At 40.4% G+C, this 25,573-nt stretch carries 27 protein-coding genes; 16 read left to right on the forward strand and 11 right to left on the reverse strand.

Translation table 11 applies throughout. The features are described 5' to 3' along the window. Positions 1-133 precede the first annotated feature (133 nt). Together J7I93_RS12050 and J7I93_RS12055 are read left to right on the forward strand one after the other, a co-directional pair. The gene (locus J7I93_RS12050; protein WP_214726110.1) at positions 134-1,033 is read left to right on the forward strand and encodes an ABC transporter ATP-binding protein; all 900 of its coding nucleotides are present in this window, start codon (positions 134-136) and stop codon (positions 1,031-1,033) included. Next, positions 1,026-2,276 (forward strand): ABC transporter permease, encoded by a 1,251-nt coding sequence (locus J7I93_RS12055; protein ID WP_214726111.1) that lies wholly within the window; start codon positions 1,026-1,028, stop codon positions 2,274-2,276. The genes J7I93_RS12050 and J7I93_RS12055 overlap by 8 nt, the downstream gene beginning before the upstream one ends. A gap of 51 nt (positions 2,277-2,327) precedes the next feature. On the opposite strand, the gene J7I93_RS12060 is transcribed toward J7I93_RS12055, so the two are convergent. Beyond that, positions 2,328-2,960 (reverse strand): LysE family translocator, encoded by a 633-nt coding sequence (locus tag J7I93_RS12060; protein ID WP_214726112.1) that lies wholly within the window; start codon positions 2,958-2,960, stop codon positions 2,328-2,330. 223 nt (positions 2,961-3,183) lie between these two features. Here J7I93_RS12060 and J7I93_RS12065 point away from each other — a divergent pair, with 223 nt between their 5' ends. The 6 genes from J7I93_RS12065 to J7I93_RS12090 all read left to right on the forward strand — a co-directional run bounded on the left by J7I93_RS12065 (position 3,184) and on the right by J7I93_RS12090 (position 10,380). Beyond that, positions 3,184-4,419, forward strand: a complete 1,236-nt coding sequence (locus J7I93_RS12065; protein WP_214726113.1) for a metallophosphoesterase family protein — start codon at positions 3,184-3,186, stop codon at positions 4,417-4,419. A gap of 30 nt (positions 4,420-4,449) precedes the next feature. Beyond that, complete coding sequence (locus J7I93_RS12070; RefSeq protein ID WP_214726114.1) at positions 4,450-7,449, forward strand: AAA family ATPase; 3,000 nt, start codon at positions 4,450-4,452, stop codon at positions 7,447-7,449. A 390-nt stretch (positions 7,450-7,839) separates the two neighbouring features. Next, positions 7,840-8,193, forward strand: a complete 354-nt coding sequence (locus J7I93_RS12075) for a CidA/LrgA family protein (RefSeq protein WP_214726115.1) — start codon at positions 7,840-7,842, stop codon at positions 8,191-8,193. A 2-nt stretch (positions 8,194-8,195) separates the two neighbouring features. Beyond that, positions 8,196-8,885, forward strand: a complete 690-nt coding sequence (locus tag J7I93_RS12080) for an LrgB family protein (protein ID WP_214726116.1) — start codon at positions 8,196-8,198, stop codon at positions 8,883-8,885. A 239-nt stretch (positions 8,886-9,124) separates the two neighbouring features. Beyond that, on the forward strand, positions 9,125-10,069 hold the full coding sequence (gene yhaM, locus J7I93_RS12085; RefSeq protein WP_214726117.1) for a 3'-5' exoribonuclease YhaM: 945 nt from the start codon (positions 9,125-9,127) through the stop codon (positions 10,067-10,069). Positions 10,070-10,194: 125 nt separating this feature from the next. Further along, positions 10,195-10,380 carry a sporulation YhaL family protein gene (locus J7I93_RS12090; protein WP_214726118.1) on the forward strand — a complete coding sequence of 62 codons (186 nt, stop codon included), beginning with the start codon at positions 10,195-10,197 and terminating at the stop codon, positions 10,378-10,380. 114 nt (positions 10,381-10,494) lie between these two features. Here J7I93_RS12090 and J7I93_RS12095 read toward each other — a convergent pair whose 3' ends face one another. Next, a complete protein-coding gene (locus J7I93_RS12095; RefSeq protein ID WP_214726119.1) occupies positions 10,495-11,379 on the reverse strand; it encodes a peptidylprolyl isomerase in 885 nt (294 codons plus the stop codon). 407 nt (positions 11,380-11,786) lie between these two features. On the opposite strand from J7I93_RS12095, the gene J7I93_RS12100 reads away from it, so the two are divergent. Further along, the gene (locus J7I93_RS12100) at positions 11,787-11,873 is read left to right on the forward strand and encodes a YjcZ family sporulation protein (RefSeq protein ID WP_483297133.1); all 87 of its coding nucleotides are present in this window, start codon (positions 11,787-11,789) and stop codon (positions 11,871-11,873) included. Between the two features lie 63 nt (positions 11,874-11,936). Beyond that, a complete protein-coding gene (locus J7I93_RS12105) occupies positions 11,937-12,026 on the forward strand; it encodes a YjcZ family sporulation protein (protein WP_214726120.1) in 90 nt (29 codons plus the stop codon). A 64-nt stretch (positions 12,027-12,090) separates the two neighbouring features. On the opposite strand, the gene J7I93_RS12110 is transcribed toward J7I93_RS12105, so the two are convergent. From J7I93_RS12110 to J7I93_RS12125, 4 genes are all read right to left on the reverse strand, one after another. Further along, entirely contained in the window at positions 12,091-12,270 is a 180-nt protein-coding gene (locus J7I93_RS12110; protein WP_009331432.1) for a hypothetical protein, read from the reverse strand. Positions 12,271-12,435: 165 nt separating this feature from the next. Beyond that, entirely contained in the window at positions 12,436-12,984 is a 549-nt protein-coding gene (locus tag J7I93_RS12115; RefSeq protein ID WP_214726122.1) for a DUF3267 domain-containing protein, read from the reverse strand. A 269-nt stretch (positions 12,985-13,253) separates the two neighbouring features. Next, positions 13,254-13,829 carry an HTH-type transcriptional regulator Hpr gene (locus J7I93_RS12120; RefSeq protein ID WP_214726123.1) on the reverse strand — a complete coding sequence of 192 codons (576 nt, stop codon included), beginning with the start codon at positions 13,827-13,829 and terminating at the stop codon, positions 13,254-13,256. A gap of 301 nt (positions 13,830-14,130) precedes the next feature. Then, the gene (locus J7I93_RS12125; RefSeq protein ID WP_214726124.1) at positions 14,131-14,490 is read right to left on the reverse strand and encodes a YtxH domain-containing protein; all 360 of its coding nucleotides are present in this window, start codon (positions 14,488-14,490) and stop codon (positions 14,131-14,133) included. Between the two features lie 323 nt (positions 14,491-14,813). Here J7I93_RS12125 and yhzF point away from each other — a divergent pair, with 323 nt between their 5' ends. Beyond that, entirely contained in the window at positions 14,814-15,023 is a 210-nt protein-coding gene (gene yhzF / locus J7I93_RS12130) for a membrane protein YhzF (RefSeq protein WP_214988108.1), read from the forward strand. 51 nt (positions 15,024-15,074) lie between these two features. Here yhzF and J7I93_RS12135 read toward each other — a convergent pair whose 3' ends face one another. The 3 genes from J7I93_RS12135 to J7I93_RS12145 form a co-directional block, all read right to left on the reverse strand. Further along, entirely contained in the window at positions 15,075-15,602 is a 528-nt protein-coding gene (locus J7I93_RS12135; protein WP_214726125.1) for a tryptophan transporter, read from the reverse strand. Between the two features lie 127 nt (positions 15,603-15,729). Next, complete coding sequence (gene serC / locus J7I93_RS12140) at positions 15,730-16,812, reverse strand: 3-phosphoserine/phosphohydroxythreonine transaminase (RefSeq protein ID WP_214726126.1); 1,083 nt, start codon at positions 16,810-16,812, stop codon at positions 15,730-15,732. 207 nt (positions 16,813-17,019) lie between these two features. Further along, positions 17,020-17,439, reverse strand: coding sequence for an HIT family protein (locus J7I93_RS12145; RefSeq protein ID WP_214726127.1), 420 nt, complete (start codon positions 17,437-17,439; stop codon positions 17,020-17,022). 677 nt (positions 17,440-18,116) lie between these two features. On the opposite strand from J7I93_RS12145, the gene J7I93_RS12150 reads away from it, so the two are divergent. The 3 genes from J7I93_RS12150 to J7I93_RS12160 all read left to right on the forward strand — a co-directional run bounded on the left by J7I93_RS12150 (position 18,117) and on the right by J7I93_RS12160 (position 20,860). Next, complete coding sequence (locus tag J7I93_RS12150) at positions 18,117-18,857, forward strand: ABC transporter ATP-binding protein (RefSeq protein WP_214726128.1); 741 nt, start codon at positions 18,117-18,119, stop codon at positions 18,855-18,857. Beyond that, entirely contained in the window at positions 18,850-20,058 is a 1,209-nt protein-coding gene (locus J7I93_RS12155) for an ABC transporter permease (RefSeq protein WP_214726129.1), read from the forward strand. Before J7I93_RS12150 ends, J7I93_RS12155 begins: the two co-directional genes overlap by 8 nt. 76 nt (positions 20,059-20,134) lie before the next feature. Then, positions 20,135-20,860, forward strand: a complete 726-nt coding sequence (locus tag J7I93_RS12160) for an EcsC family protein (protein ID WP_214726130.1) — start codon at positions 20,135-20,137, stop codon at positions 20,858-20,860. Between the two features lie 166 nt (positions 20,861-21,026). Here the strand turns inward: J7I93_RS12160 and J7I93_RS12165 are convergent, their stop codons facing one another. Then, the gene (locus J7I93_RS12165; protein WP_214726131.1) at positions 21,027-22,235 is read right to left on the reverse strand and encodes a M20 family metallopeptidase; all 1,209 of its coding nucleotides are present in this window, start codon (positions 22,233-22,235) and stop codon (positions 21,027-21,029) included. 161 nt (positions 22,236-22,396) lie between these two features. Between J7I93_RS12165 and J7I93_RS12170 the strand changes: the two genes are divergently transcribed. Beyond that, positions 22,397-23,068: a phosphatase PAP2 family protein gene (locus tag J7I93_RS12170; RefSeq protein ID WP_251025819.1), complete on the forward strand. Its 672-nt coding sequence runs from the start codon at positions 22,397-22,399 to the stop codon at positions 23,066-23,068. A gap of 16 nt (positions 23,069-23,084) precedes the next feature. Here the strand turns inward: J7I93_RS12170 and J7I93_RS12175 are convergent, their stop codons facing one another. After that, on the reverse strand, positions 23,085-24,491 hold the full coding sequence (locus J7I93_RS12175) for a hypothetical protein (protein WP_214726133.1): 1,407 nt from the start codon (positions 24,489-24,491) through the stop codon (positions 23,085-23,087). Positions 24,492-24,740: 249 nt separating this feature from the next. Here J7I93_RS12175 and liaF point away from each other — a divergent pair, with 249 nt between their 5' ends. Next, positions 24,741-25,565 (forward strand): cell wall-active antibiotics response protein LiaF, encoded by an 825-nt coding sequence (gene liaF / locus J7I93_RS12180; RefSeq protein ID WP_214726134.1) that lies wholly within the window; start codon positions 24,741-24,743, stop codon positions 25,563-25,565. Positions 25,566-25,573 lie beyond the last annotated feature (8 nt).

Consider the following 25,573-nt stretch of genomic DNA (forward strand, 5'->3'; position numbering starts at 1 on the left):
TGAAGGCCTTAATTTAAAACGAATCTTGCCTATACGGAAGAAAAACTTAATACTTAATATTTTTTTTTGTGGAAAATTGAACCTTTTTCGCCTTTTGTCCGTATTACAAGTTAGGCAAAGGAGGAGTTAGAAAATGTCATTGCAGCTTGAACATGTTACAAAGCGTTTTGGCCAGTTTACGGCTGTTGATAATTTGTCTCTGTCGATACCCGAGAGTGAGATGTTTGGATTTCTTGGGTCAAACGGAGCAGGTAAAACGACAACGTTTCGGATGATTCTGGGATTGCTGGATCCTAGCGGAGGGAAGATTACTTGGAACGGAAAGCGGATTGATTATTCAACTAGTCCGCTGATTGGCTACCTTCCTGAAGAAAGAGGGTTGTATCCGAAGCTTAAGGTAAAGGACCAGATTGTATATCTTGCAAAGCTCAGAGGAATGAACAAGCAGGATTCTTTAAAGGAATTAGACTATTGGCTAGAGCGCTTTAAAGTCCCGGAAAATGCAAATAAAAAAGTGGAGGAGCTCTCAAAAGGAAATCAGCAGAAGATCCAATTTATTACGGCTGTCATTCATAAACCGAAGCTTTTGATTTTGGATGAACCTTTCAGCGGGCTTGACCCTGTTAATGTGGAGCAGCTGAAGGAAGCGGTTTTGGAACTAAAAGACAATGGTACGACGATTGTTTTTTCTTCTCATCGGATGGAACATGTGGAAGAGCTTTGCGAGCATTTATGTATTATGCAGAAAGGCAGGCCTGTCGTACATGGTTCTCTCAAGGAAATTAAACGCTCCTTTGGAAAGAAGAATCTTGTAATCCACGCTGATTATGATTTAAGCTTTTTGACCAATAGCCCTGGTGTAATTAAGTCCAGGAAGACTGCGGAAGGAATACATATACAGATTTCAGGAGAAGAAGCGGCTGAGGGAATATTTAAGGAGATTGCTGAGAGGGGCTTTGTCCGTAAATTTATGCTGGAAGAGCCATCCCTGAATGACATTTTCATAGAAAAGGCAGGTGCTTCCTATGAATAATTTTATGACTATCCTTCTTCATACCTATCTTAGCAAGCTGAAAACCAAATCGTTTATTATTACGACCGTTATTACTGTGCTGATTGTGGTAGGTCTTGCGAATCTTTCCGGCATTATTGACTTTTTTAATAAAGAAGATGAAGAAAAAATCGCAGTTATTGACCAGACCGGTGTGCTTTTTAGTTCATTGGAAGAGCAAATGAAGGTCATAAACAAGGACATCGTCCTAGAAGCTTACAAAGGTACAGAAGAAAGAGGAGAAGAAGCTGTCAAAGAGGGTAAATACAAGGGTTTGCTGCTGCTGTCTTTTAACAAGGAGAATCTCCCCGAAGCAGCCTATAAAGCAAGAAGTATTGCTGATTCTGCCGTTCCTTCCGAATTGCAGAGCGGACTGCAGCAGCTAAAAACCCAGCTGGCTGCTTCGCAAATTAATCTTAGTCCTGAGGAGCTGGGTAAATTATATGAACCTATTGATTTTAACCAAATAGCCCTGGAGGAAAATGCTAAAACTGAGGAAGAACTGAACCAGGCGAGAGGCCTGGTTTACGTCCTGTTATTTGTCATCTATTTTGCTGTTATCATGTATGCAAATATGATTGCCATGGAAGTAGCGACTGAAAAATCCTCCCGGGTGATGGAAATTCTAATTTCCAGTGTGTCGCCGATCAAGCAGATGTTTGCCAAAATACTGGGCATCGGACTGCTCAGCCTGACACAGATGGCATTGATTTTACTGGTAGGCTACTATTCAATTAAACAAAATCTCGATTCAATGGAAGGCGGCTTTTTTGAATTCTTCGGATTTGGGGATATTCCTGCCTCTACAATCGCCTATGCACTTATCTTTTTCTTGCTTGGATATTTTCTTTATGCGACTTTGGCGGCTTTTCTTGGTTCGCTTGTCAGCAGGATAGAAGATATCCAGCAGATGATTACACCGATGACGATGATGGTTGTTGCGGGCTTCATGATTGCCATGTTCGGTTTGAACCAGCCGGAAGCACCCTTCGTGACGATCACATCTTATATTCCATTTTTTACGCCGATGCTAATGTTCATGAGGGTCGGAATGCTGTCATTGCCTGCATGGGAGCCTTTGCTAGGTATTCTTATTCTTTTGGTAACCATTACAATACTAGCTGTGTTTGGCGCAAGAGTTTATAGGGGCGGCGTATTAATGTACGGAAAATCCAACTCTTTTAAAGATATTAAAAAAGCTCTTCAGCTAACCAAAAATGAATAAGAAAGGGAAAAGCTCCGTTCCAAGCGGAGCTTTTTTCATGGCTAAAATTTTTTAAGCAAACAATGCCTTTAATCCTTCGAATGCAAAGTAAACGCCAAATCCGATCAGGGATAATCCAGAGAGAATGGAGATGAGAATAATACCTTTCGATGTCAGGAACTTGCGGAAGCCTGTTGTCAGGCCTGCTACAAAAAGATCCCAGAGCATAAGTCCGATAAAAATCATCGTACTGTACAAAAAGAGTTCGGCTTTTCCATAAGCAGCTGCTGTTTTTGCCAGAACTGATCCGTAAATGCCAAGCCAGAACAGGATAGAAAGTGGACTTGAAACGGACATAATGAAGCCAGAGAAAAAGCATTTGAACAATGAATCTTTGCTGCGGACGTAGTTAATGGATATTTTATTGGCATTAATAATGCTCTCAAATCCTGTATATAAGAGAATAAATCCCCCAAATAGCCACAGAAAGATCTGTACGATTGGAGTGTCCAAAAAGTGCACAAGACCGAGGTATACAATCAGCATATAAAAGGCATCCGCAAACATGGAGCCTACTCCGACAATCCAGGCATGCCAAAAGCCGTTTTTAATGCCTTTTTCAAGTCTGACTGCGTTAACCGGCCCTATTGGGGCTGCTAAAGACAGTCCGAGAAAAACATAACTTAAATAAATTCCAATTCCCAACAATGACCACTCCGCCCATTTATTTTTCCGCAGGCTGTATTTTCATCCCTTGGAAAGAGTACTTGTACATTTTTATGCACAAGCCTCCATGGTTAAAACCGGATAGGGATTTTCCCGAAAACTTTTTAGGAAAAAAAGAAGTTTATCAACTAATTATAATAGGAACGTGCATTCGCTTTTTGGATGAGTTAAAATGGAAGAAAAGGAATGAAAGGAAGTTAATATGAAGAGGGTAACGTTTATTCATGCTGCTGATCTGCATCTGGATAGTCCGATGGCAGGGTTGAAGAGTTTGCCTCAAGCTATTTTTAAAAAGCTACAGGAAAGCACGTTTGCGGCATTCTCCAAAATTGTTGATGCAGCTATTATCAATGCGGTGGATTTTGTTATTCTGGCTGGGGATTTGTTTGATGGGGAAGACAGGAGCATTAGGGCGCAGACCCGCTTTCGCAAAGAGATGGAGCGTCTGGCTGAGAGAGGGATTCCTGTTTTTGCGGTTCATGGAAACCATGATCATATGGAGGGACAATGGGTCCATATGCCAATGCCCGATAATGTCCGTATATTTTCGCATGAAGTTGAAGTGATGAAGCATACAGTTGAAAATGGCACCTCTGTCCATTTATATGGTTTCAGCTATCCAAGGAGACATGTGCTGGAGCGGATGATTGACCGTTACACAAGGAAGGCTGGAGCCGATCTGCATATCGGGATCCTTCATGGCCACTTTGAAGGAAGCAGTGAGCATGACAAATATGCTCCATTCCGATTAAAGGATTTGATTGAAAAAAACTTTGATTATTGGGCGCTCGGTCATATACATAAACGGGAAGTATTAAACGAACAGCCTCCAGCCATTTATCCTGGCAATATACAGGGGCGAAACCGGAAAGAAACGGGTCCGAAAGGATGCTATTTGGTTGAATTGACTGAAACGGGTGCAAAGACAGAGTTCCTGGAAGCATCAGCTGTAATATGGGAAGAAGTGAGAGTGAATGCTTCAAATGCTGATTCTTTTCATGATCTATTTGAAATGTGTAAAAGACTGATTGAAGATAAAAGGCAGAACACGAAGGGGACAATAGTTAGTCTTACATTAAACAATGTCACCCTTTCTGGCCACGAAATGAAAAGTATCGCAAATGGTGAGATGCTTGACGCCTTGCAGGAGGAAGAAACAGAAGAGGAAGCATTCGTGTGGGTTTCCAATCTGGCTGTAAATGAAAAAAGAATCTGGAGTAAAGAAAAACTGGTAAAGGAATCCGATTTTTTCAGCGAGCTTTTTAAAACAGCAGAGCAAATTGCAGATAATGCAGATAATAACGAAAGTTCTCTTCCTTTGTATGGTCACCCGCTGGCAAGAAAATATTTGGAAGAGCTTCAGGACGATGAAAAGCGCAGGCTTGCCGGGGAGGCAGAGGCCCTGCTTATAGACCTTTTATACAAAGAGCATGCTTAAACAGCTGTATATATTGAAGGAGGTGGGGATATGAAAATAACCGATATACATATTTATGGGTACGGAAAGTTAACGGATTTTAGTTTAACGGATATTCAATCCTTTCAAGTGATCTACGGTGAAAATGAAGCTGGCAAATCCACCATCATGTCTTTTATCCATAGCATCCTTTTTGGCTTCCCGACTAAGCTGCAGTCAGAGTTAAGGTATGAGCCAAAGGAAGGAGCAAAGTATGGAGGGAGGCTTAAAGCGGTTTTTCCTGGAGAGGGGAAGGCTATTATCGAGCGTGTAAAGGGAAAGGCTGCCGGAGATGTTAGCGTTATTCTTGAAGATGGAACAAGGGGAGGGGAAGAGCTATTAAGCGAACTTCTTCACCATGTTGATAGGTCCCTCTTTCAATCTATTTTTTCCTTTAACATCCATGGTTTGCAAAATATAAACCAAATGAAGGGTGAAGACCTGGGACGATATTTATTTTCAGCAGGCTCATTGGGGACTGACCAGCTGGTAACAGCGGAAAACACGCTTCAAAGAGATTTGGAAAGCCGCTTTAAGCCAAACGGAAAAAAGCCGAGTTTAAACATAAAGTTAAATGAATTGAAAAAGCTGCATCAGAATCTGAAAAAAGCGGAGCAGCAAAATGAACAGTATTGGACATTACTACATGAAAAAGAAACGCTTGAAAAGAAGATAACAAGGATGCAGGATGACCAGCAGTATACACAGCAGAAGCTGTATCGCTTAAAGGAATGGCGGGAGCTTTATCCGCTGATTACAGAGGAAAGAGAGCTAAAAAGAGAAAGGGAACAATTTAAAGACATTTCATTCCCTGTTGATGGAATGGCGAAGGTTGAAAAACTTGAAAGTCTCATTCACCCGCTGGAGGGGCGTAAAGCAAGTCTGGAGGCCAGGATAGGCACTCTTAGACAGGAGCTGGAGAAGAATAAGCCTGATTATAATCTGCTGGAGAATGAGCCGCAAATAAATGCAGCAATTGAGGGAATTCCATTATTGGAAAAGCTTAGGCAAGAAGAAAGCGAATTATCATTGAAGCTTGCAAACCTTACAGAGGAAATTTTGATCCTTCAGGAAAAGCTTCATCTTCAAATTGATGAAACACAGCTGGAAGAAGTAGACACCAGTGTGTTCATGAAAGAAAAGGTAAATAAAGCTCAAATGCGCCATAATCGCTTGCTTACAAAAAAGTCGGAGCTGGACGAGCGCTTTAACGATGAAAGGTCAGCATTGGAGGATATCGAAAGCAAATTGGACGGGCTGAAAGACCAGCTGCTAACGGAAACGGAACGGGCAGCTATTAAGGAAAAACTGAGCCTTTCAGCAGATAGGAATCTCCTTGAAAAAGAACTGGAGGATACACAGGAAAGGATTCTTTTCCTCCATAAAGCTGAAGAAAAAGAGCGGAAAAATAGTTCTAAAAAAAGAAAGCAGGAAAAAGCTCAGCTTTTAGTAATAGGAATTCTTTTTGCTGTATTGTTTGGATGGGGATTGTGGAGCCAAACGTGGGTTCTTGCATTTGCAGGTTTGATAGGAATAGCATATTGTGGCTTCATGGTTACTAAAAAGCATTCGCAGGAAAATCACAGCTTTATAAAAGATGAAATAGTCGCTCTTGCTGAAAAAGAGAGCACACTAAAGGACAAATTGAAACAGCCTCAAATTCAGCATGCAGCTAAATTGGAGGCACAGCTTCAAGAAGACAGCGAATTGCAAAGCCTGCTCCGTCAATATAAGTTTCAGCATGTGCAGGCCAATGAGAAATATGAAAAAGTCATTGGATCTTTTGAAGAATGGGAAAAGGAATATGCTGATGTTGACAAAGAAATGATTGGACTTGGGAATTTGCTATTCCTTCCTGCCGATATCTCCAAATCCCATTTGCCTGAGGCTTTTAGCCTTATTGAACAGCTAAAGGCGCTTTACAGGGAGAAGAGTTATGTAATGGAAAGAAAAACTGCAGCAGCCCAGGGAATCCAAGAGAAGCTAATCAATTTTCAGCACCTAAAGGAACTTTTGAATGAGCAGCAGGGCAGTGTCCAAGAAGTCGCATACCAATTTAGAAAAAGACTGAAGGAAGAAACGGAGAAACATATTAAGCTGGCAGAAAGAAAAGCCAAGCTCCATGAGCTGGAGGATGAATATAGCACAGTTCTTGCTGAACTCGAACACTTTAATAAAGAATACGATCAGCAGCTGGCACTTGCGGGAACAGAAACAGCTGAAGATTATCGAGAAAAAGGTATAGCAGCACAGAAATTAGCTGAGCTTGATGAACAAATTAAACAAATCCGTAAACAAATTAATATTCAATCCTTCTCACAGAATGAAATTGATAAATATATGAATGTGGAAAATCCAGAAATGGCCATTCATAATCTTACTGAAGAATTAAACAAGCTTCGTGACAGTATCCCTTCTCTGCAAAGCAGCCTGGCAGAAATAAAGTATGAGATTCAGCTGCTTGAAGAGGGAGGGACTTATGCTGAACTGCTTCACACATTTGCTTTATTAAAAGCTGAATTTGAGGAAGAGGCCAGAGAATGGGCCAAGTATGCCGCTGCGAAGGATATTCTGGAAAAAACGATTAGCAGCTTTAAAAATGAACGTCTGCCTAAAATGCTTGAAACGGCAGAAGAATATCTTTCATGTTTAACAAATGGGAACTATGTCCGCATTTACCCTAAAGAGGAAGGGCACGGGTTTCTTATTGAAAGCAAGGAAGGTGCAACTTTTGAAGCAAAAGAGCTGAGCCAGGCAACTGCGGAACAGATATATGTTTCCTTTAGGCTCGCGCTGGCGATGACTATTTACGGAAAATATCCCTTCCCGATCATTATTGATGACAGCTTTGTTAATTTTGATCATGTCCGGACTGAGAAAATGATCAGCTTGTTAAAAAATATTCCAGACCGGCAAATTTTATTTTTTACCTGTCATAAACATCTGCTTCCATATTTTCAGGAAGAACAAATAATGTCGGTTACGAAGGAAAAGCTGCCTGTTCGAAAATGACAGGCAGCTTTTTATATTTAGGCTCTATTATACTTGCCTGTTGATTTCCGCTCCAGGCACTCAGCGAACAGCGGGCAGTCCGACGCTCCTTGGCGCTTAGCGCCTGTGAGGTCTCCCTTTGACTCGCTTCTCCCGCTGGACTTTGAAAAGCTTCCTTGTATAAACACCTCGCCGTAAGGAAATGCGACTGTATTTTCGCGGGATTAGTGCCTTCCGCTCTAATCAACAGGTGCTAAAATCAACATTTAGCTTTAACACATCCTATATTTAAGAGAAGGAAGAAAATCTAACAAAAAGTTAAAAAGTATGTAAGGAAACCTTACACATTTCATGTTTTTCCTGATTTTATGCTTTATGCTGGTAAAAAGTATTCAGGAAGGAGAATAAAAGTTGCCATGGCCCATTCAAATATTTATACTTGCTGTTTTTCTTCTTGCAGGGAATTTTGTTGTTGCCGTCTTTCATATTCCGCTCCCCGGCAGTGTAGTGGGGATGATTATGCTATTAGCCCTTTTGGTAAAAGGTTTAGTTAAACTGGATTGGATAGAGAGAATAGCAGCCTTTCAAATCAAACACATGACCCTATTGTTTATCCCCTTTATCATTGGATTGTTTTTATCTCCCAATTTTATTCCACTATTGGATTTTCATTTTATTCTAGTACTGATTGTAAGCAGCTTCTGCTGTCTATTGGGAACAGCGTACTCTGTTCAATGGGTTGAAAAAATAAAGAGGAGGAGCTAAAAATGAGTTCAATTTTATTCACCAGTATAGGTTGCATAACGATGACTCTTGGCAGTTACATCGCGAGCTTGCAGATCTTCAGAAAGTTTAAGAAAAGCTGGCTCAATCCCCTGTACACTGGAACAGCCCTTCTGATCATCATTCTCCTTTTATTTAATATCCCTCTTGCTGACTATCAAAAAGGAAGCAGTTTATTTGAGCTGCTTTTGCAGTTGTCCATCGTCTCTTTTGCAGTACCATTGTATAAAGAATGGCCACTAATGAAGAAACATTTTAAGAAGATATTATCGGGTGTGTTTTTTGGAACCTTTTTAGGTATATTTGCGGTTTATCTGATGTCCCATGCTTTCCATTTTAGCGAGGAAATCAAGGCGTCTCTCATTCCGCGCTCCATAACGCTGCCTGTTGCCTTAACCGTTTCTGATGGCCTTGGAGGGACCACTGCCTTTACTGTTTTTTTTGTTCTTTTTTCAGGCCTGTTCTCTGTCATGTTAGGCCCCAGGCTTTTGCAACTTCTTGGAATTAAAAGCAAAGCAGCAAAAGGCCTTGCGATGGGCACCTCCGCTCAAATGCTTGGCGCCAATCGGTCGCTTCTGTGGGGAAAGGAAGAAGGGGCCATGGGATGCATAGCAATGACAACATCCGCGATTTTGCTATCTTTATTGATTCCAGTGTTTTTGCTTTTACTGTAATAAAATATCAAAAAATGGAGAACGCCTATTCATCCAATGATGAATGGGCTTTTTGTGCTGGATAAAGCAAAAAACGCAGTCAGACCGTTAGAATGGTAAATGATTAGTTTAGTAGGGGAATGGGTCTGTATGGTATACTAGGTTAATAGAATTGCGTGTTTAAAAAGGAGGAAAAAAGCCTGCTTGGAATTTTTCCCGGCCTTTTTGAACAACCTCTTGAAGGGAGCGTCGGTGCACGTATGTCAAAAGGAATTGTTTATTACGAAGTAGGAGAACAAATCGAGCTTTTTTTACTGATTAAAAGTGCAACTAAAGGGATCGCCAGTAATGGAAAGCCATTCTTGACACTTATTTTCCAGGATCAAAGCGGAGAAATTGAAGCGAAGCTTTGGGATGTTTCAGATGATGATGCGAAGAATTATAGCCCTGAAACGATTGTTAAGGTGGCAGGGGACATCCTGAATTATCGAGGCCGCAATCAGCTTAGAATCCGCCAAATTCGGCCGGCGTCCCCGGCAGACCCGGTAAAGCTGGCAGATTTCCTCGAAACAGCGCCATTAAGTACTGATGAAATGATGAGTAAAATCACCCAATATATATTTGAAATGAAAAACCCCAATATCCAAAGAATCACTCGCCATTTATTGAAGAAGCACCAAAAGGATTTCCTTGAATACCCGGCCGCAACCAAGAATCATCATGAGTTCGTATCTGGCCTTGCGTATCACGTTGTATCCATGCTTGATTTGGCCAAAGCGATTGCCGGGCTGTATCCAAGCCTGGATAAAGATCTATTATACGCCGGAGTCATATTGCATGACTTAGGGAAGATAACGGAACTGTCTGGACCGATATCAACATCCTATACGGTAGAAGGAAATCTACTGGGACATATTACGATTATGATTAATGAAATTGGCAAAGCAGCCGAGGAACTGGGCATCAATGGTGAAGAAATCATGATTCTGCAGCACCTGGTTCTCTCCCATCACGGCAAAGCTGAATGGGGCAGTCCGAAGCCGCCTCTTATCAAGGAAGCAGAAATGCTTCATTACATCGATAATATTGATGCGAAAATGAATATGCTGGACAGGGCTCTTGAGAGAGTGAAACCGGGAGAATTTACTGAACGGGTATTTGCACTCGACAATCGTTCATTCTATAAGCCAACTTTTCATAATTAAAATTAGCCGCCTTTCCCATTTGGGAGGGGTGTTTTTTTGTTTCCCTCCCAATCATATTTTTTTAGTACAAGCATACATTTCTATAATAACTGGATAAACATTTTGATAGAAAGAGGGGAAAAATAATGATTCCATTATGGGTATATTTTGTAGCAGCCGGGATCGTTGCAAGTGCATATATGGCTGTCAAGACAGGCAGGGAAGAGAAACAGGTAGAACACGACAGCATTGAACGTGAAGGCGAGATTTATATGAAACGTCTAGAAAGGGAAAAAGAAGAGCGAAAAACTTCCCAGCAATCTGCAGGGTGAAATATAATTTACAGCTGCTGTATATTTTCTCATCTATGGCATCCGTAAACTGACAAATAGATCAATAAAAAACAAAAACGGGTCTCCTAAGGAAGGCCCGTTTTTTAAATGAATTTATTTTTCTTCAGTTCCTGCTTCAGCTTCAGGTTCTTCAAGGATGCCTTTAAGCTCTTTATCCTTAATGTCTACATCAGCAGCCTTTAATTCGCGCTCCATCGCCTGCTGAATTTTCTCACCGTCAAGCTTGGACACTTTAACTTGGTATTCCATTTCTTCCTTCATTTCTTCAAATGACTTTTTCTCTTTTTTCTCTGTTACTTGGATGATGTGGAACCCATGTTCAGACTTTACTGGATCGCTAATTTCGTTCACATCTAATGCATAAGCTGCTTCCTCGAATTCAGGTACCATCTTTCCAGGGCCAAACCAGCCTAAATCACCGCCATTAGCAGCAGAGCCTGGGTCTTTTGAATATTCTGTTGCCAAATCTTCAAATTTTCCGCCCTCTTTAAGCTTTTTCTTTACTTCCTTTGCTGTCTTTTCATCTTCGACAAGGATATGACGGGCCTTTACCTCAGGCTTGTAGTTATCGTAATATTCTTTGACTTCTTTTTCTGTTGCTTCAATATCTTTAATGGCTGCTTTTTCCTGCATTAAGCCAGTTTTGAATGTTTCCCTTAGATCTTCTTCGTCTTTATATCCATATTGCATTAGTGCCATTTCAAAGTTAGCGCCAAGCTGCTGCTTTAATTCATCTACTTTCTCATTTAATTCCTCATCTGTTACTTCGTATTTATCAGAAAGAACCTTTTCATAAATGAGCTCTTGAAGAGCCTGTTCCCCGTATTTGTCCTTCATCGCTTCATAAAGCTCGTCCTTTGTAATGTTTCCGCTCTTTGTTTCAACGACTACATCACCAGACTCATCACCAGCATTGTTGCATGCGCTTAGCCCGATTACTCCGGCTGCAATGGAGAGGGATATCATCCATTTCTTCATGTTGAACACTCCTAATTTTTTTTTCAAAGCCCCGTTAAACTTGTCTGTTGATTTCCGCTCCAGATACTGGCGGCTTCGTTCCAATCAACAGGGTGCCATAACCAGAAATGCGCTTTAACAGAACTTTTTTCAATTTAATCACAATCCCTACTATACCATAAATGTAAAAAATAACAAAAGCAGAAGGGCGGTATAAAATTCATCTTTAGTGGTTGTTTATCCAACGTGATTTTTAGAAAATCTGGGTATTTGCCCATCCCATTACGTCCTTTTGTACATATGATACATGGAAACCCTCTGATGGGAGGTTTCAAGCAGCCTGAAGAAGTCGGGTTAGCCGGGTAAAAGCCTATCCGACCACAGAGGCGAATGATTAGGATATGGTAGCAGCCTGAAGGGGAGGTGTTATCATGGGTGCTGGATACGGCGGAGGTTTCGCGTTAATCGTTGTATTGTTCATTTTATTAATCATCGTAGGCGCAGCGTGGCTGTAAATCTAAGAGGGCACAGGGCCGGTTAACTGGGCCCTGTGCCGCAATTCGAAAGGAGGCAATCATATGTCTGGAGGACATGGATGCGGCGGAGGTTTTGCCTTAATTGTCGTGTTATTCATTTTGTTAATCATTATTGGAGCATCTTGGCTGTAATAAGGTTTTGATGCTTAATGATAAAAGTATATAAAAAGCGGCGGAAACAATTCCGCCGCTTTTGCTATGCATACAAGATTTCTACAAAGGAAGATATAAGCAGTATGGTAATAAGAATGTTAATCGTTCTAAATACTTTAGGCTGCCGTTCCTCAGGAATCTCTTTTTGGAGACAAAGTGAATTTGTCATCTTGTTAATATAAAATAATATAAACACGGCAAAAATAATAAAAATGGAGATCATCCAAGATTCCCTCCTTGGGCAGTCATTTAGTCGCTTTTTATGTTTTGTCTGTTATTTACAATAACAAAATTCACAAAAAAAAGATAGTATAAAAGATTGCCTTTGAAGAGGCAATGTTATGTAAAAGGTATCCTTTTTCAGGATACCCGCTATCATCCTATAAAGTTATTGATGTGTATGCAGCAGAATCTCAAATCCGTCTTCGTTTTCTTCAATATATGAATGATTTGGTGCAGTAAGCACATTTTTGGCACAAACCATATCGGAAAAGGAAATTCCAGCATGAAATGCAAACAAGATAACTAAATAATGAACATAATTCGGAAAAATAAAGCATGCAGCTAACAGTAAGCTGTTAATGATCAAAGTCGGCGCCATAATAGCTGTCAGGAAAAGCCATTTTGAAATAGGTTCAGTAATCCTTATATATATAACTGGCAAAATGCCATATCTAAATGATACGCGCTTTTTAACAATTTTCCCTAGATGGGCAATAGGCAAATAATGTATCAGTTTATGCAATGGATACATAAACCATAAGCCTGCCGCAAAGAAAATAAAATAATTATCGTAAAAGGTTTCTGGCACGAATAAGTATGTTGCAGGAACATAAGTAAAAATAAACGTAGCCAGCATGGTTAAGGAAGACAATATAAAAAGTCTTTGCGATCCATATTGCTTCGTGAAGTTAATCGTCTTCCAGCAATTCATCATATCAATACCTCCGAAAGGAGAAATTAGTTTTCTTCCAAACTCACTAAGATACTTTACGATGAATATAGAAAAAAATCAATAGGGAAATTTAAAGCATTTTGTCGAAAAAACTCTTTTTAATTTTAGGGGAATCGGATTATATAAAAGAGGGATAGTATAAGAAGAATGTGAAGAAGTGAGCATGGGAAATCAAGATGGAAAGCGAATGTGATTCATCCGCTTTGTAAGGGTTTACATACTATTTTATAAGGTAAGGAAGTTTTCTATTTCTATACAAGTTCCTTTTCCGCTGTTTCTTTTTTCTTTAATTTACCTTCTTCTTCATCGAATTGATTCTCCAGATTAGCGAAGGACTTTTCAAAGATTTCCATAAAGTCATCACCGTAAATATTGCGGACAATAGCCATGATTTCAATGATATCAGGGAACTTTCCATACAGTTCCCTTAATGGCATTGCACCGGAGAATACGGCATTTTTTTCAGGTGAATAGGTCTCCATAAGGCTTAATAACACCTTTTCTCCCTCTTCAGTCAATTTGATATAAGTATTTCTTTTATCGCTTTCTTTCTTTGAAAATTGGAGAAAACCCCGTTCCTCAAGTTTTTTGGAGAAATTGAATGCAGTTGAAACATGCATGACACCAAACTTTGCAACATCCGAAATAGAAGCACCGTTCAAATGATAGGCAATCCATAAAATATGATGTTCGTTAATATTCAAGTCATAAGGCTTAATCCATTGCTGCCAGTCCTTCTCAATCGACTTCCAAAGGGCTTTGCTCAGTTGTGCAATTCTTTGGCTGAAAATCATTGCTTCCTTCATTGAAATTGGTTTATCCGTCATTCAGTAATTCACCTACTTTGTAAAATTAATAAGAAAGCTTTCATTTCTGGACGAAAGCCCAGCTGTTCTATTGCTTTTCTTATTATCATTATGCCAATAAAACAAAAATTAATAAAGATATAAATTTACAAAATTTTTAGAAATATCTTTTCGCATTTCTGTAAAAGGCTCTACGACAAGGATTGTAGCAACTTTTGATATAAAATAAAAAAATGAAGCATTTTTATAATATATTGGTTTTCGGCTAAAGATGAAAAAATCCTTCTTTTTAACTAAATAAAAAGAAGGATTTTTTGGAAAATTATTTATTTGAATTTAAGTTTGTTTCAAGCTCTCGGATGGCAGCTTCAATTTCTTGTAATTCACGCTGCAGTTCATGCTGATGGGGGCGAATCTCATTTTTCCAATTATTAATGGAAAATTTAATGTCTTTTGAGAATTCTTTAAATGCAGATTTTCCTTCCTTAGATGCAAAGGAAGCAGAGTTTTTTATATCCATTATTTCAGCCTTAAGCTCTGTTAGTTGGTTTTTTAGAGTGTATTTACTGTCTTTTAAATATTGCCTTGCTTCCCTTCCTGAAGCAGGTGCTGTTAAAAGAGTGGAAATGCCGGCAGCAGCGCCGCCAACTAAGAATCCAAGCAATAAAGATTTGGCTTTCATAAACTTCACCTCAAAATGTTGATTATATTTCTATTTTACTACATTGTTCCATTTTCTAAAGCTAAAAATTAAGTTATTAACTTTGCCAGCTGATTTCGCTCAAAGCGCTCCGCGAACTGACCGGTCTTTAGAATCTCTTTGGCTCCTTGTGCCCTTCCGCTTCGATCAAAAAGTGCAAAGTCACCATTGGGCTTTGACACACTCAAAAATTAAAGGATCATTCCTGTATCTATATCACAAAAGCAGGCAGAGTAAACCATATCCTCTCATAGCTGGCCAGAAACAGGCATACAATTCACTAAGGGATACTTACAGGATGGTGTTTGAAGGGAGGAGATCGGTTGACGGGAGCGGCGGCTGGCTTATTTGCATTAAGTGTGGTGTTGTTTTTGGGGGGGATCCATTTTTTGCTTTCAATAAAAAAACCGGGAGTCTATCCACCGAAATATGTTCTTAAAAAAAGAGCCGCTGCTTTAGCGGCAGGGGGGGCACTCTTATTCCTGATTGGCCTGATTGTGGGGAGTTTTCAATAAGTGAAATATAGAAAAGCCCGCAGTCTGCGGGCTTTATATTTTAATATTGTATTATTGACTGATAGGCTGCTGCGTCAGCTTTGTTCTGCTTGCTATAGATTGGGCAACAGGGTAAAGAATTACCATAGCCACTGTATTAACCGCAGCGGCCGGCAATACGACTGCTGCGAACAACGCTGCAAATGGCCCAGGAAGTCCGACAATCAGGAATGCCGATGTTAAAAACACAACCCCTGAAATAACTGTTCCGACTGCTGTTAGAACAGCTGCACTGACAATGGACTTGCTGAATTTCGTTAATGCTAAAAACAAAGCAAAAAATGCAAATGCTGTGACTGGCTTATCAATAATATTAGGTAATAATCCGCCAGGAAAGGTTGTAGTTAGGCCGGAAATTAAGCCAGTTACCAATCCCAAAAGCAAAACACTTTTTCTGTCAGGAAAAAGGATAATTCCCAAAAACATCATTGTAAGCATCATATCGGGTTTCATTCCCAGGAAAAATCCAGGAACTACGGCATGCAGTACAGCTCCCATCCCAACTAATAGGGAAAGGGCCACTAAATTCTTTGTATTCACTTCTCATCTCTCCTCTGCTATTCTAAAGCTCAAAAATTTGTTCCTCCTGCAGTGCACTCATTGCCTGCAGCGAAAAACGTTAACTCATTATAACATATATTATTTGAATAAAAAGTGTTAATATTTTTTAATTTTTGTTTTTGAAAGCTTTCATGAAATCAGCAAGCTTTTGGACATGCTCTGCAGGAACAGCGTTGTAGATGGAAGCGCGGCAGCCTCCAATAGAACGGTGGCCGCCCAGTCCGACGAATCCCGCTTCTTTTGCTTGGTTCAAGAAGTCCTTTGAAGCTTCTTCGTTGTGCAGGTTAAAAGTGACATTCATTCTCGACCTGCTGTCTTTAAGAGCATGCCCCAGGTAAAAGCCTTCACTTTCATCTATTACATCATAAAGGATTTTTGCTTTTTCATCATTGACTCTCTCGATTTGCAGAAGGCCGCCTTCCCTGTCCGCCCATTCCAGCACTAAGGCCAGCAAGTAAATTGCCAGGGTAGGAGGTGTGTTATATAGGGAGTTGTTATTGGCATAAGTATTATAATTCAGCATGGATGGCAATTCTTCAGATGATTTTTCCAAAAGTTTTTTGCTGATGATTACTACTGTAACGCCTGAAGGTCCAAGGTTTTTCTGGGCCCCAGCATAAATTAAGTCGAAATTGCTCATATCTAATGGCCTGCTTAGAATATCGCTGGACATGTCTGCAATCAATGGTGTTTTCTCATTTGAAGGAAATGAATGCCACTGGGTTCCGTAAATTGTATTGTTGCTTGTGATGTGAAGGTAAGCTGCATTTTCCAAATTTGCATCTTCATGATATTTAGGTATAAAACGATATTTTTGATCCTTGCTTGAAGCTGCAATATTAGTTTTGCCGAGTTTGTTTGCTTCTTTTAACGCCTTTTCCGACCATGAACCGCTTAAAACATAATGGGCTGTTTGGTCCTTACTAAGCAGATTCATTGGAACCATTGAGAACTGGAGACTAGCTCCGCCTTGGATAAACAACACTTCATAGTCATCGGGGATGGATAATAATTTCTTTAGCAGTGAGATTGCTTTATCATGGACAGCTTGATATTCCTTGCTTCTATGGCTAAGTTCCATAATTGCCATTCCTGTACCATTGAAGTTGAGCCAATTTTTTTCTGCTTCCTTTAAAACCGCTTCAGGCAATGCTGCAGGTCCTGCATTAAAATTTAGTGCACGGTTCATGTTTCTCCCTCCAAATTCAAGTGAAAATATTATCTTTTTACTATAACGCTGTGAAGAAATAAAGATAGTTTATATGTTATCAAAATTTATTGTTTTGTACAGAGAAAATAATGAACATTTAGAAAATTAATTAGGAGGTCATGCATATGATTTAAGGGATGGTTAACAGCAAAAAAGCTTTCCTGTGTGAACAGGAAAGCCAGAGTACTAAAGATGTTTTTTTATGCCTTCTGAAATTTCTTGAAGGTCGGATGCAGTATATTCTGATTGGTGTGACTTCCAGACAACTCCCAACCCGTCACCCTCGCCATAGCGGGGAATAAGATGCGAATGGAAATGGAAAACGGTTTGCCCTGCAAGCTCGCCGTTGTTATTAATCAAATTTAAACCCACCGGATCAAACTCAGCTTTGATGGCTTTTGCAATTTTTGGGACAGCTTCAAAATAATTACGAGCTGTTTCAGGATCCATTTCATATAAATTTTCTTTATGTACTTTGGGGATTACAAGTGTATGGCCCTTTGTGACCTGGCTAATATCCAGGAAGGCCATCACATGTTCGTTTTCATAAACTTTGGCTGCGGGGATTTCACCGCCGATAATTTTACAGAAAATACAATCGCTCATTCAAACATCTCCAATCTTCATTTAGCTATTTTACACGATTTTACCATATTCACCAAAAAAACGATAAAGCGAAACTTCCAATAGTTTAGTTTTTTCCTGCAGGTCTTTTCCTTTAGAAAAGAGCCTTGAAAAAAAGTAAAGGCAGGATCCGCATGGAATCCTGCCTTCGTGAAGGGGAAGCTTCTATTTGACGTTTCTACTTCAGGAAATTCTCTTTGACAAACACCTCATTTTTAATGAATTGTGTTTATTTCTAGAGAAAATCGATCTTTGTTCAATCGGACCATCCCCTTATTTCTTTATATGTTTCTCAACGTATAAAGCCTGGATGATAGTCTTTAACAAACACCTCATTTAAAAATGACTTAGTGACCACTTACGGGTAAAGCGATCAAGTGTTTAAGATCTGCTGGTTTTTCACACTGTTGTGCAATGCAACCATCCCCTTGTTAGGAACGTTTGAAGCTTATACTGAAAGGAAACTGTCTGCGACAGACACCTCATTTCGAGTTTTGATCATTCGATGGATTCAAATGACTTGTTTCCCCTTCATAAATTAGAATGCCCGCTTTGGGTTTTTATATGTAAATGAATTTAAAGATTTTTTACCAAACTGGACAACTCGCTTTGGCTTTTTTTACAATGGTCTTACATAGCATAAGGGAAGGACGTTGAGAATGGCTCTTTTGGAGATAAAGAATGTAACAGGCGGCTATACTAGAAACCCGGTTCTGAAGGACGTTTCCTTTGAAGTGGGGGCAAATGAAATAGTAGGCCTAATCGGCTTGAACGGTGCAGGCAAGAGTACGACCATAAAGCATGTAATTGGCTTGATGGAACCGCATGAAGGCGGGATCACGATAAATGGCATGGAGTTTCTCAAAGATAAAGAAGGCTATCGCAAACAATTCACCTTTGTACCGGAAACGCCTATTCTATATGATGAATTAACACTAGAGGAGCATATGAGGATTACAGCAATGGCCTACGGTGTTCCGGAAGCGGAATATAAAAAAAGACAAGAGAGGCTTCTGAAGGAATTTAGGATGGAAAAGAGACTGAAGTGGTTTCCCGCTCATTTTTCAAAAGGGATGAAGCAGAAGGTAATGATTATGTGCGCTTTTCTTGTCCAGCCTTCTTTATATATAGTGGATGAGCCTTTCGTAGGGCTTGATCCGCTTGGAATTCAATCCTTGCTTGACCTCATGAAGAAGATGAAAGAGAGCGGGGCTGGCATTCTTATGTCTACACATATCCTTGCCACCGCAGAAAGATATTGTGACCGCTTTGTTATATTACATGAAGGAAAAGTAAGGGCAAAAGGCACGTTAGCAGAGCTGCAGAAGCAATTTGCCATGCCGGGAGCGACTCTTGACGATTTATATATTCAGCTCACAAAGGAAGAAGACTATGTTTGATGAAAAACGATTGTGGAAAGAGCGGTTTGGGAGGACAAGCAAAGAGCTTTCCCGCTACCTTAGATATATTTTTAATGGCCATATTGTCATTGTCATGGTTTTCCTGCTGGGCACAGCCGCATATTATTATCAGGAATGGCTAAAGACTCTGCCGGAGCATTTTCCCGCTCCCGCAGTGATGGCGGTTATTCTTGCCATTTTACTTACATACAGTCCGATCTATACGTTTCTTTCAGAAGCGGATAAGGTGTTCCTTTTGCCGCTTGAAGACCGGCTTTCAGGGTATTTTAAACGTTCGATGGTTGTCAGCTTTTTGGTGCATGCCTACTTGCTTATCATGGGCCTTGGGATTTTTATGCCAATGTATGCCCGTGTAAATGAAGGGAATTTCCAAGCCTTTTTGCCGCTTTTAGGGATTATTTTGGCCATAAAAGCAGTTAATTTGCTTATCCGGTGGAAAATTCAATATTATGTTGAAACAAACGTTCATTTATTGGATACCTTTGTCCGTTACGCGGTTAATGCGGCATTTCTTTATCTGCTGTTCTCAGGTGCCAATCCGATATTTATGCTGGCGGTCGGAGCCCTGCTTATCGTACTGTTTTGGTACTTCAGCACGAAGTCAAAAGGTATGGGACTAAAATGGGAGTTCTTAATTGACCAGGAGGAAAAAAGAATGACTTCTTTTTACCGGCTGGCCAATATGTTTACAGATGTCCCTAAGCTCAGGGATCAGGTAAAGAGACGAAAATGGCTCGATTGGCTGCTCGCAAGCATTCCTTTTAAGCAGGAAGAAACTTTCAAAAACCTGTTTGTAAGGACATTTCTCCGGTCGGGTGATTATTTAGGCCTGTATATTCGCTTAACAATTATCGGCGGTGCAGCGATTTACGTAATTTCGTTTGGATTAGGCCAAATTCTGCTGGTTTTGCTTTTTATGTATTTAACAGGCTTTCAGCTTTTGCCGCTTTGGAACCACTATCAAAATAAATTATGGGTGAACCTGTACCCTGTTCAAGAGAAGCTTAAAGAAAAATCCTTTAAACAATTGCTGTCAGGCATTTTATATTTGCAGTCCTTCTTACTATCAATAGCTGTTATGGCAAAGGGGGATTGGATGGCTTCACTTTTATCTTTTGCCGCAGGCATTGTTTTTGCCTATATGTATACCCATATGTATATCCAAAAGCATCTGAAATAAGCCAGATGGAATAAATTGAAACTATTTTCCGGTGATATGCGAATTAATATCAATCCTGACAAAAGGGAGGTATGCCATGAAGCAGTATGAATTAAAAGCATATCAGGAAATCGAGGAATGGAAGAGACAAATAAACAAACGCTCCAGCCTGCTAAATCGTCTCTCAAAAAAAGCGCAAACCAAGGTAAATAGCCTTATACCAGAAAAAGCACATCAAATCATCACAGATAGCATTAAAAATATGGTAAAGGCCACTTTGATAGGATCAAACGCAACCACAAGGAAAAAACAAGCTTCCGGCAGCAAATTGGCCAACATGGATGAAATGCTGAATCAAAAGATTGCGGCTTTCCGCAAAACGGCTGCTGTAGAGGGAGCTGGTACTGGAGCGGGAGGGATCCTCCTTGGCCTGGCTGATTTTCCTCTCCTGTTAAGTATTAAAATGAAATTCCTTTTTGAGGCTGCTGCCATCTATGGTTATGATACAGACGAGTATGAGGAGCGGCTCTTCATCCTGCATATTTTTCAGCTTGCGTTTTCAAGTGATGATAAAAGGAAGAACACTCTTAAGCTGATTGAAGAGTGGGATGACCGCAAAGACGGATTGAAAGAATTGGACTGGAAAGAATTTCAGCAGGAATACCGCGATTATATCGACTTCGTTAAAATGCTTCAGCTTGTGCCAGGAATAGGAGCTGCAGTTGGGGCATATGCGAACTACAACTTGCTTGACCACCTGGGTGAAACAGCAAAAAATGCCTACCGCATTCGAATATTGAAAACAGCTCCAAGGCCTGATTAGACTTGGGGTTGTTTTTTATGTGGGGGATCATGTGAGTTATTACATCGTCTCCCGATTTACTTCTGCTGATAAGGCTGGTCAGTATGTGTGTCAAAAGTAATTACGTCAAAAAGAATAAAGAAGCTGGCCGGTTAAAAGCCGGCCAGCTTCTCCAAGTCTTAAACTATTACTGTCCAACTTCAACTGAATCTTTGCTTCCCTGGAAGCTGTGATAATTTAAAGCAGCTGCACCCAGCGTTTTTGCAGCAATTAGCATAGCTTTTTCATCGATATCAAACTTTGGATGGTGGTGAGGGTAATTTTCATCTGTGTTTTCTGGTCTGGCTCCGGTAAAGAAGAAAGTTCCTTTTACATGCTGCAGATAATAGGCAAAATCCTCTCCGCCCATTTCAGGATCTGTCTCTTCTATACAAGTGACTTCATTAATTTTTTCGGCACATTCCGCTAAATATTCTGATTCAGCTTTATGATTTACGACAGCAGGGTAGCCTCTGTGATAGTTGTATTCATAAGAACTGTCAGCTGTATAGCATGTTCCCTTTACAACGCGCTCAATTTCTTCCTCAATATTTGTTCTCACTTCTTCATTAAATGTGCGAACTGTTCCGGTTAGTTTAGCTCTGTTGGCAATAACATTAAACGCGTTATCAGCGACAAATGAGCCAACTGTCACCACAGCTGAATCAATTGGATTTACCTTTCTGCTAACGATGTGCTGGAGATTAACAACAAGCTGTGAAGCTGTTACGATCGCATCCTTCGTTTTATGGGGCTGTGCTCCATGGCCGCCTTTCCCTTGGACGGTAATTTCAAATCGGTCTGCTGCCGCCATAAATGGACCTACGCGGTATTGTATTTTTCCTGTTGGCTCTGATGCCCATAAGTGGGTTCCAAAGATAGCGTCAACTCCATCCAGGCATCCATCTTTAATCATTGAAATAGCCCCGCCTGGTGCATACTCCTCTGCGTGCTGGTGAATCATTACATATGTACCTTCTAATTCTTCGCGCATTTCATGAAGCGCTTTTGCCAGAACAAGCAATGTTGCAGTATGACCGTCATGTCCGCAGGCGTGCATGACCCCCGGTACCAAAGATTTATATGGAACATCCTTTTCATCCTGTATAGGGAGCGCATCAAAGTCAGCCCGTAATGCGATTGTTTTGCCGGGTTTGCTGCCATAGACCTTAGCTACTACTCCATTTCCGCCGATATTTCCGCGGACTTCAATACCCAAATTTTCGTAATAGGATTTAATGTAATGGGCAGTTTTTTCTTCCTTGAAAGATACCTCTGGATGCTGATGAAGAAAACGGCGGATGGATACCATTTCATCGTAATAGCTTTCTAATTTTTTAAATAAACTCTCGGACATGATTCTCTCTCCCATCTGATTTAATTTTTACATTATTATAACATTCTTTATTAAGATAAAGAGGAATTTATCGTAATCAGTAAATTTTACACAATAAAAGGTAAAAAAGAATGATAATATAGATTAAGGTATATTATGGAAGGGAGTTAGCAAGATTGGAAATGAGAAGGTCTAAGTGGGCATATTTTTTTCTTGCTGCATCAGCAGCTATTTTTCTTTATTTTTTATATGCCGTCCAAAGCGGGGAAATATTAAGCTTTGATCGCTATCTTTCATCTTTCTTTACGGGCATATTTACAGAAGGCTCATATCCTTATTTTGAATTTATGGATAGTCTGGGAAATAAGGTTGGTGTTGGAATCGTTACTTTGTTTTTTATCGTTTGGCTTTGGGTTAAACATAGAGACTATGCAGCCATGGCAGCCCTCGTTTTTGCGGTTGCGATTGGAAATGAGGCAAACAAATGGCTCAAAGATGCGATTGGCAGGCCTCGCCCGGACGAGGAGCATCTGGTTAATGTGGCAAGCCTTAGCTTCCCGAGCGGGCATGCTATGATTGGGATGATCCTCTATACTTTTATCGGATTTATAATAATAAAAGAGCTAAAGTCCGCTAAAGCAAAATGGATTACAGGTATTATGGCAGGGATTTGGATATTCCTGATGGGAATAAGCCGGGTCATTATGAAGGTGCACTATCCTTCTGATATTGCAGCAGGCTTTGCCGCCGGCTTCATATGGGTCTTCCTCTCAATTATTTTATATGAAGCATTGAGGGCGATGTTCACTAAAAAGGCATATGAAAAGAGACTATCACTGATGATAGTCTCTTAAAGGTCTTAGGGCACTTTTATATCAGAAACATGGCTACAATGGTAGTCACAACTAAGCCAATAGTGACCGGAAGCAGGTTTCTGCGTGCAAGCTCAAAGGCGTCTACATTACAAATGGCTGCGGCAGGGATGAGCGCCCATGGGACAAGTGTACCACCGCCGACCCAAATTGCGGCTACCTGGCCAAGAGCCGTTAGCGTGGCTGCGCCGGTGCCAATAGCAGTTGCAAAAAGATTGGCGATGGAACCTGCAAGTGAAATGCCAGAGAAACCAGATCCATCAAGGCCAGTAATGGCGCCAACTGCTGTTAAGGTGATCGCACCGACTTCCTTGCTTAATGGTACTACAGATGCAAGCCCGACACCCAGATCATTGACGATTCCGAGAGAGTCTTTTGGCAGATGGTCTCCAATCATTTGAGTAAATCCTGAATCCCCTAAATAGAAGAAAGCTGCAATTGGAATGACGGGGCCAAATACCCTGAATCCAAACTGAAAGCCTTCGATTAAGTAACTGGTTGTTTTTTCTAGCCCTTTATTTCTATGGGCTGCGAGTGTAATGATGAGCAGGATAAAGATTGAAGTTCCCCCTATTAAAGCTGTTGCGTCTCCACCTTGCAGGTCCAGTACAAACATGGCTGCCACGTCTGCTGCAAATAAAATAGGAATTAATATGGCAAAAATCCGTTTCTGAATAAGAGAAAGCAATTGCTCTTGGCTGACGTCTGTCCGAAGCTCGCTTGGTGAGTCTTTGGTTAGGCCAGTAGCAGCTGTCAATTTTCCGTTTTTCATATCTCTCTTAATTAGATAGAAAGCTGTAATCGTCGTAACTGCCCCCATGACGATTACAAGAGGAATACTCGCTGAAATAACGTCCCCGACAGGCAGTCCGGCTGCATCTGCGGTTAGCTTCGGAGCTGCCTGGATAATGAAATCACCCGATAAAGCAATCCCGTGTCCAAATAGGTTCATAGCCATTGCGACTCCAAGTGCAGGCAGTCCTACTCGAATCGCTACAGGAAGGAGAACTGCTCCCATTAGCGCCACAGCAGGTGATGGCCAAAAAAACCATGAAATAACCATCATAAGGATTCCTATTGTCCAATAGGCCAGTGAAGGTGTCCTGATAAACCTGGCAAAAGGTGAAATCATTACATCATTGATGCCGGTTGTGGTCAGCGTCCGGCTCATTGCCACTATAATTGAAATGACCAGTATAGTAGAAAGAAGTTCTGTAATGGCAAATATGAAACTTGTAAAAATACTGCTGACCGAACTGCTTAAAGAGCCTGTTGCAGTGATGGCAATTAAAAAAATCCCTGCAATACAAACAAGTGTTGTGTCTCTTCTCATGACCATGAAGCCAATGATAAACAGAATAAAAAGAATGTATATCCAATGAATAGCTGTTAATTCTACTCCCACCCTTTTTTCCTCCTTTCATAATTCCTTGAGAGAAGCGCCGCTCTGGGCGAATCGGAATGTAATACAGAATATGATGGAAAGGGAAAGTTGTGATATGTATTGAATCAGTCTGGAGGCGGAGGCAGGAACACCCCGGGGAATGTTTCAATGAAATGTATGATTGATAGAATAAAGTAGTAACAGTTTGAGAGGAAATATTATATGCTTCAGCGAAATATAGAATAGGAGAATAGAAGGAAGGGAACGTCAGTGAGATACAGGTCAGTCAATCAAATACTCTTCGCGGTAAGCTTATCGGCAATCGGAGTTTTGCTTCTCCTCATGAATATAGGTGTCATTTCCTTGGAAATAAAAGAGGTATTTGTCGTAATTTATCCTTTCCTTATATTTATTTTCGGTGCCCATTCCCTGCTGTCTGCTATCTTCAAGAAAAATCGCAGCGGAATGTTTCCAGGATTTTTTCTGACTGTCTTTTCTTTTCTGTTGATCCTGGATCGTCTGGAAGTGATTGAGTTTGGATTTATGGACTTATGGAAGCTTTGGCCGCTGCTTCTTGTTTTTATAGGAATAACCATTTTATTGAAAAAGGATCGCTTTAAGGTTCATTTCGAACAGGACTTTCCTGCAGACATTCATGAAAAAAGCGGAGATCATGCTGAAAGGAAAATCATTCATATCTCAAAACCCGAAAGCCCTCAGCCGCTAAAAAATATTAGAGGATTTTCTATTGGTGATGTTGACTTTAAACAGCCAAACTGGGCTCTGGAGCCTATGGATCTATATACCATGATCGGTGATTATTTCATTGATTTCAGCAAGGCGTTCATCCCTGAAAAAGAGACACCAGTCATTGTACGGGGATGGATTGGGGATGTAAAAATGATTATCCCTGAAAATATTCCAGTAATGATTCAATCCACAATCAATATTGGAGATATCCGGATTTTCGACCAAAAAACCGGTGACATAAACAGGAGCCTTCATTATAAGTCGCCAGGTTATGATGAAGCATCAAGGAAGCTAAAAATAGCTGTCCAAGTAAAAATAGGATCCATACGGATCGATAAAGTTTAGAGGTAATA

This window comes from Bacillus sp. ISL-47 (genome assembly GCF_018613175.1).
Lineage (GTDB): Bacteria > Bacillota > Bacilli > Bacillales > Cytobacillaceae > Cytobacillus.

Bases quoted from the DNA above. Each gene is read 5' to 3' on its own strand.
- J7I93_RS12120 (WP_214726123.1), bottom strand. From the start codon at position 13,829: ATGACGGATAAACCAATTTCAATGAAGGAAGCAATGATTTTCAGCCAA.
- J7I93_RS12105 (WP_214726120.1), top strand. From the start codon at position 11,937: ATGTCTGGAGGACATGGATGCGGCGGAGGTTTTGCCTTAATTGTCGTG.
- J7I93_RS12055 (WP_214726111.1), top strand. From the start codon at position 1,026: ATGAATAATTTTATGACTATCCTTCTTCATACCTATCTTAGCAAGCTG.
- J7I93_RS12145 (WP_214726127.1), bottom strand. From the start codon at position 17,439: ATGAGCGATTGTATTTTCTGTAAAATTATCGGCGGTGAAATCCCCGCA.
- J7I93_RS12050 (WP_214726110.1), top strand. From the start codon at position 134: ATGTCATTGCAGCTTGAACATGTTACAAAGCGTTTTGGCCAGTTTACG.
- J7I93_RS12150 (WP_214726128.1), top strand. From the start codon at position 18,117: ATGGCTCTTTTGGAGATAAAGAATGTAACAGGCGGCTATACTAGAAAC.
- J7I93_RS12165 (WP_214726131.1), bottom strand. From the start codon at position 22,235: ATGTCCGAGAGTTTATTTAAAAAATTAGAAAGCTATTACGATGAAATG.
- J7I93_RS12080 (WP_214726116.1), top strand. From the start codon at position 8,196: ATGAGTTCAATTTTATTCACCAGTATAGGTTGCATAACGATGACTCTT.
- J7I93_RS12155 (WP_214726129.1), top strand. From the start codon at position 18,850: ATGTTTGATGAAAAACGATTGTGGAAAGAGCGGTTTGGGAGGACAAGC.
- serC (WP_214726126.1), bottom strand. From the start codon at position 16,812: ATGAACCGTGCACTAAATTTTAATGCAGGACCTGCAGCATTGCCTGAA.
- J7I93_RS12160 (WP_214726130.1), top strand. From the start codon at position 20,135: ATGAAGCAGTATGAATTAAAAGCATATCAGGAAATCGAGGAATGGAAG.
- J7I93_RS12065 (WP_214726113.1), top strand. From the start codon at position 3,184: ATGAAGAGGGTAACGTTTATTCATGCTGCTGATCTGCATCTGGATAGT.
- J7I93_RS12090 (WP_214726118.1), top strand. From the start codon at position 10,195: ATGATTCCATTATGGGTATATTTTGTAGCAGCCGGGATCGTTGCAAGT.
- J7I93_RS12070 (WP_214726114.1), top strand. From the start codon at position 4,450: ATGAAAATAACCGATATACATATTTATGGGTACGGAAAGTTAACGGAT.
- J7I93_RS12125 (WP_214726124.1), bottom strand. From the start codon at position 14,490: ATGAAAGCCAAATCTTTATTGCTTGGATTCTTAGTTGGCGGCGCTGCT.
- J7I93_RS12170 (WP_251025819.1), top strand. From the start codon at position 22,397: ATGAGAAGGTCTAAGTGGGCATATTTTTTTCTTGCTGCATCAGCAGCT.
- J7I93_RS12110 (WP_009331432.1), bottom strand. From the start codon at position 12,270: ATGATCTCCATTTTTATTATTTTTGCCGTGTTTATATTATTTTATATT.
- yhaM (WP_214726117.1), top strand. From the start codon at position 9,125: ATGTCAAAAGGAATTGTTTATTACGAAGTAGGAGAACAAATCGAGCTT.
- J7I93_RS12115 (WP_214726122.1), bottom strand. From the start codon at position 12,984: ATGATGAATTGCTGGAAGACGATTAACTTCACGAAGCAATATGGATCG.
- J7I93_RS12095 (WP_214726119.1), bottom strand. From the start codon at position 11,379: ATGAAGAAATGGATGATATCCCTCTCCATTGCAGCCGGAGTAATCGGG.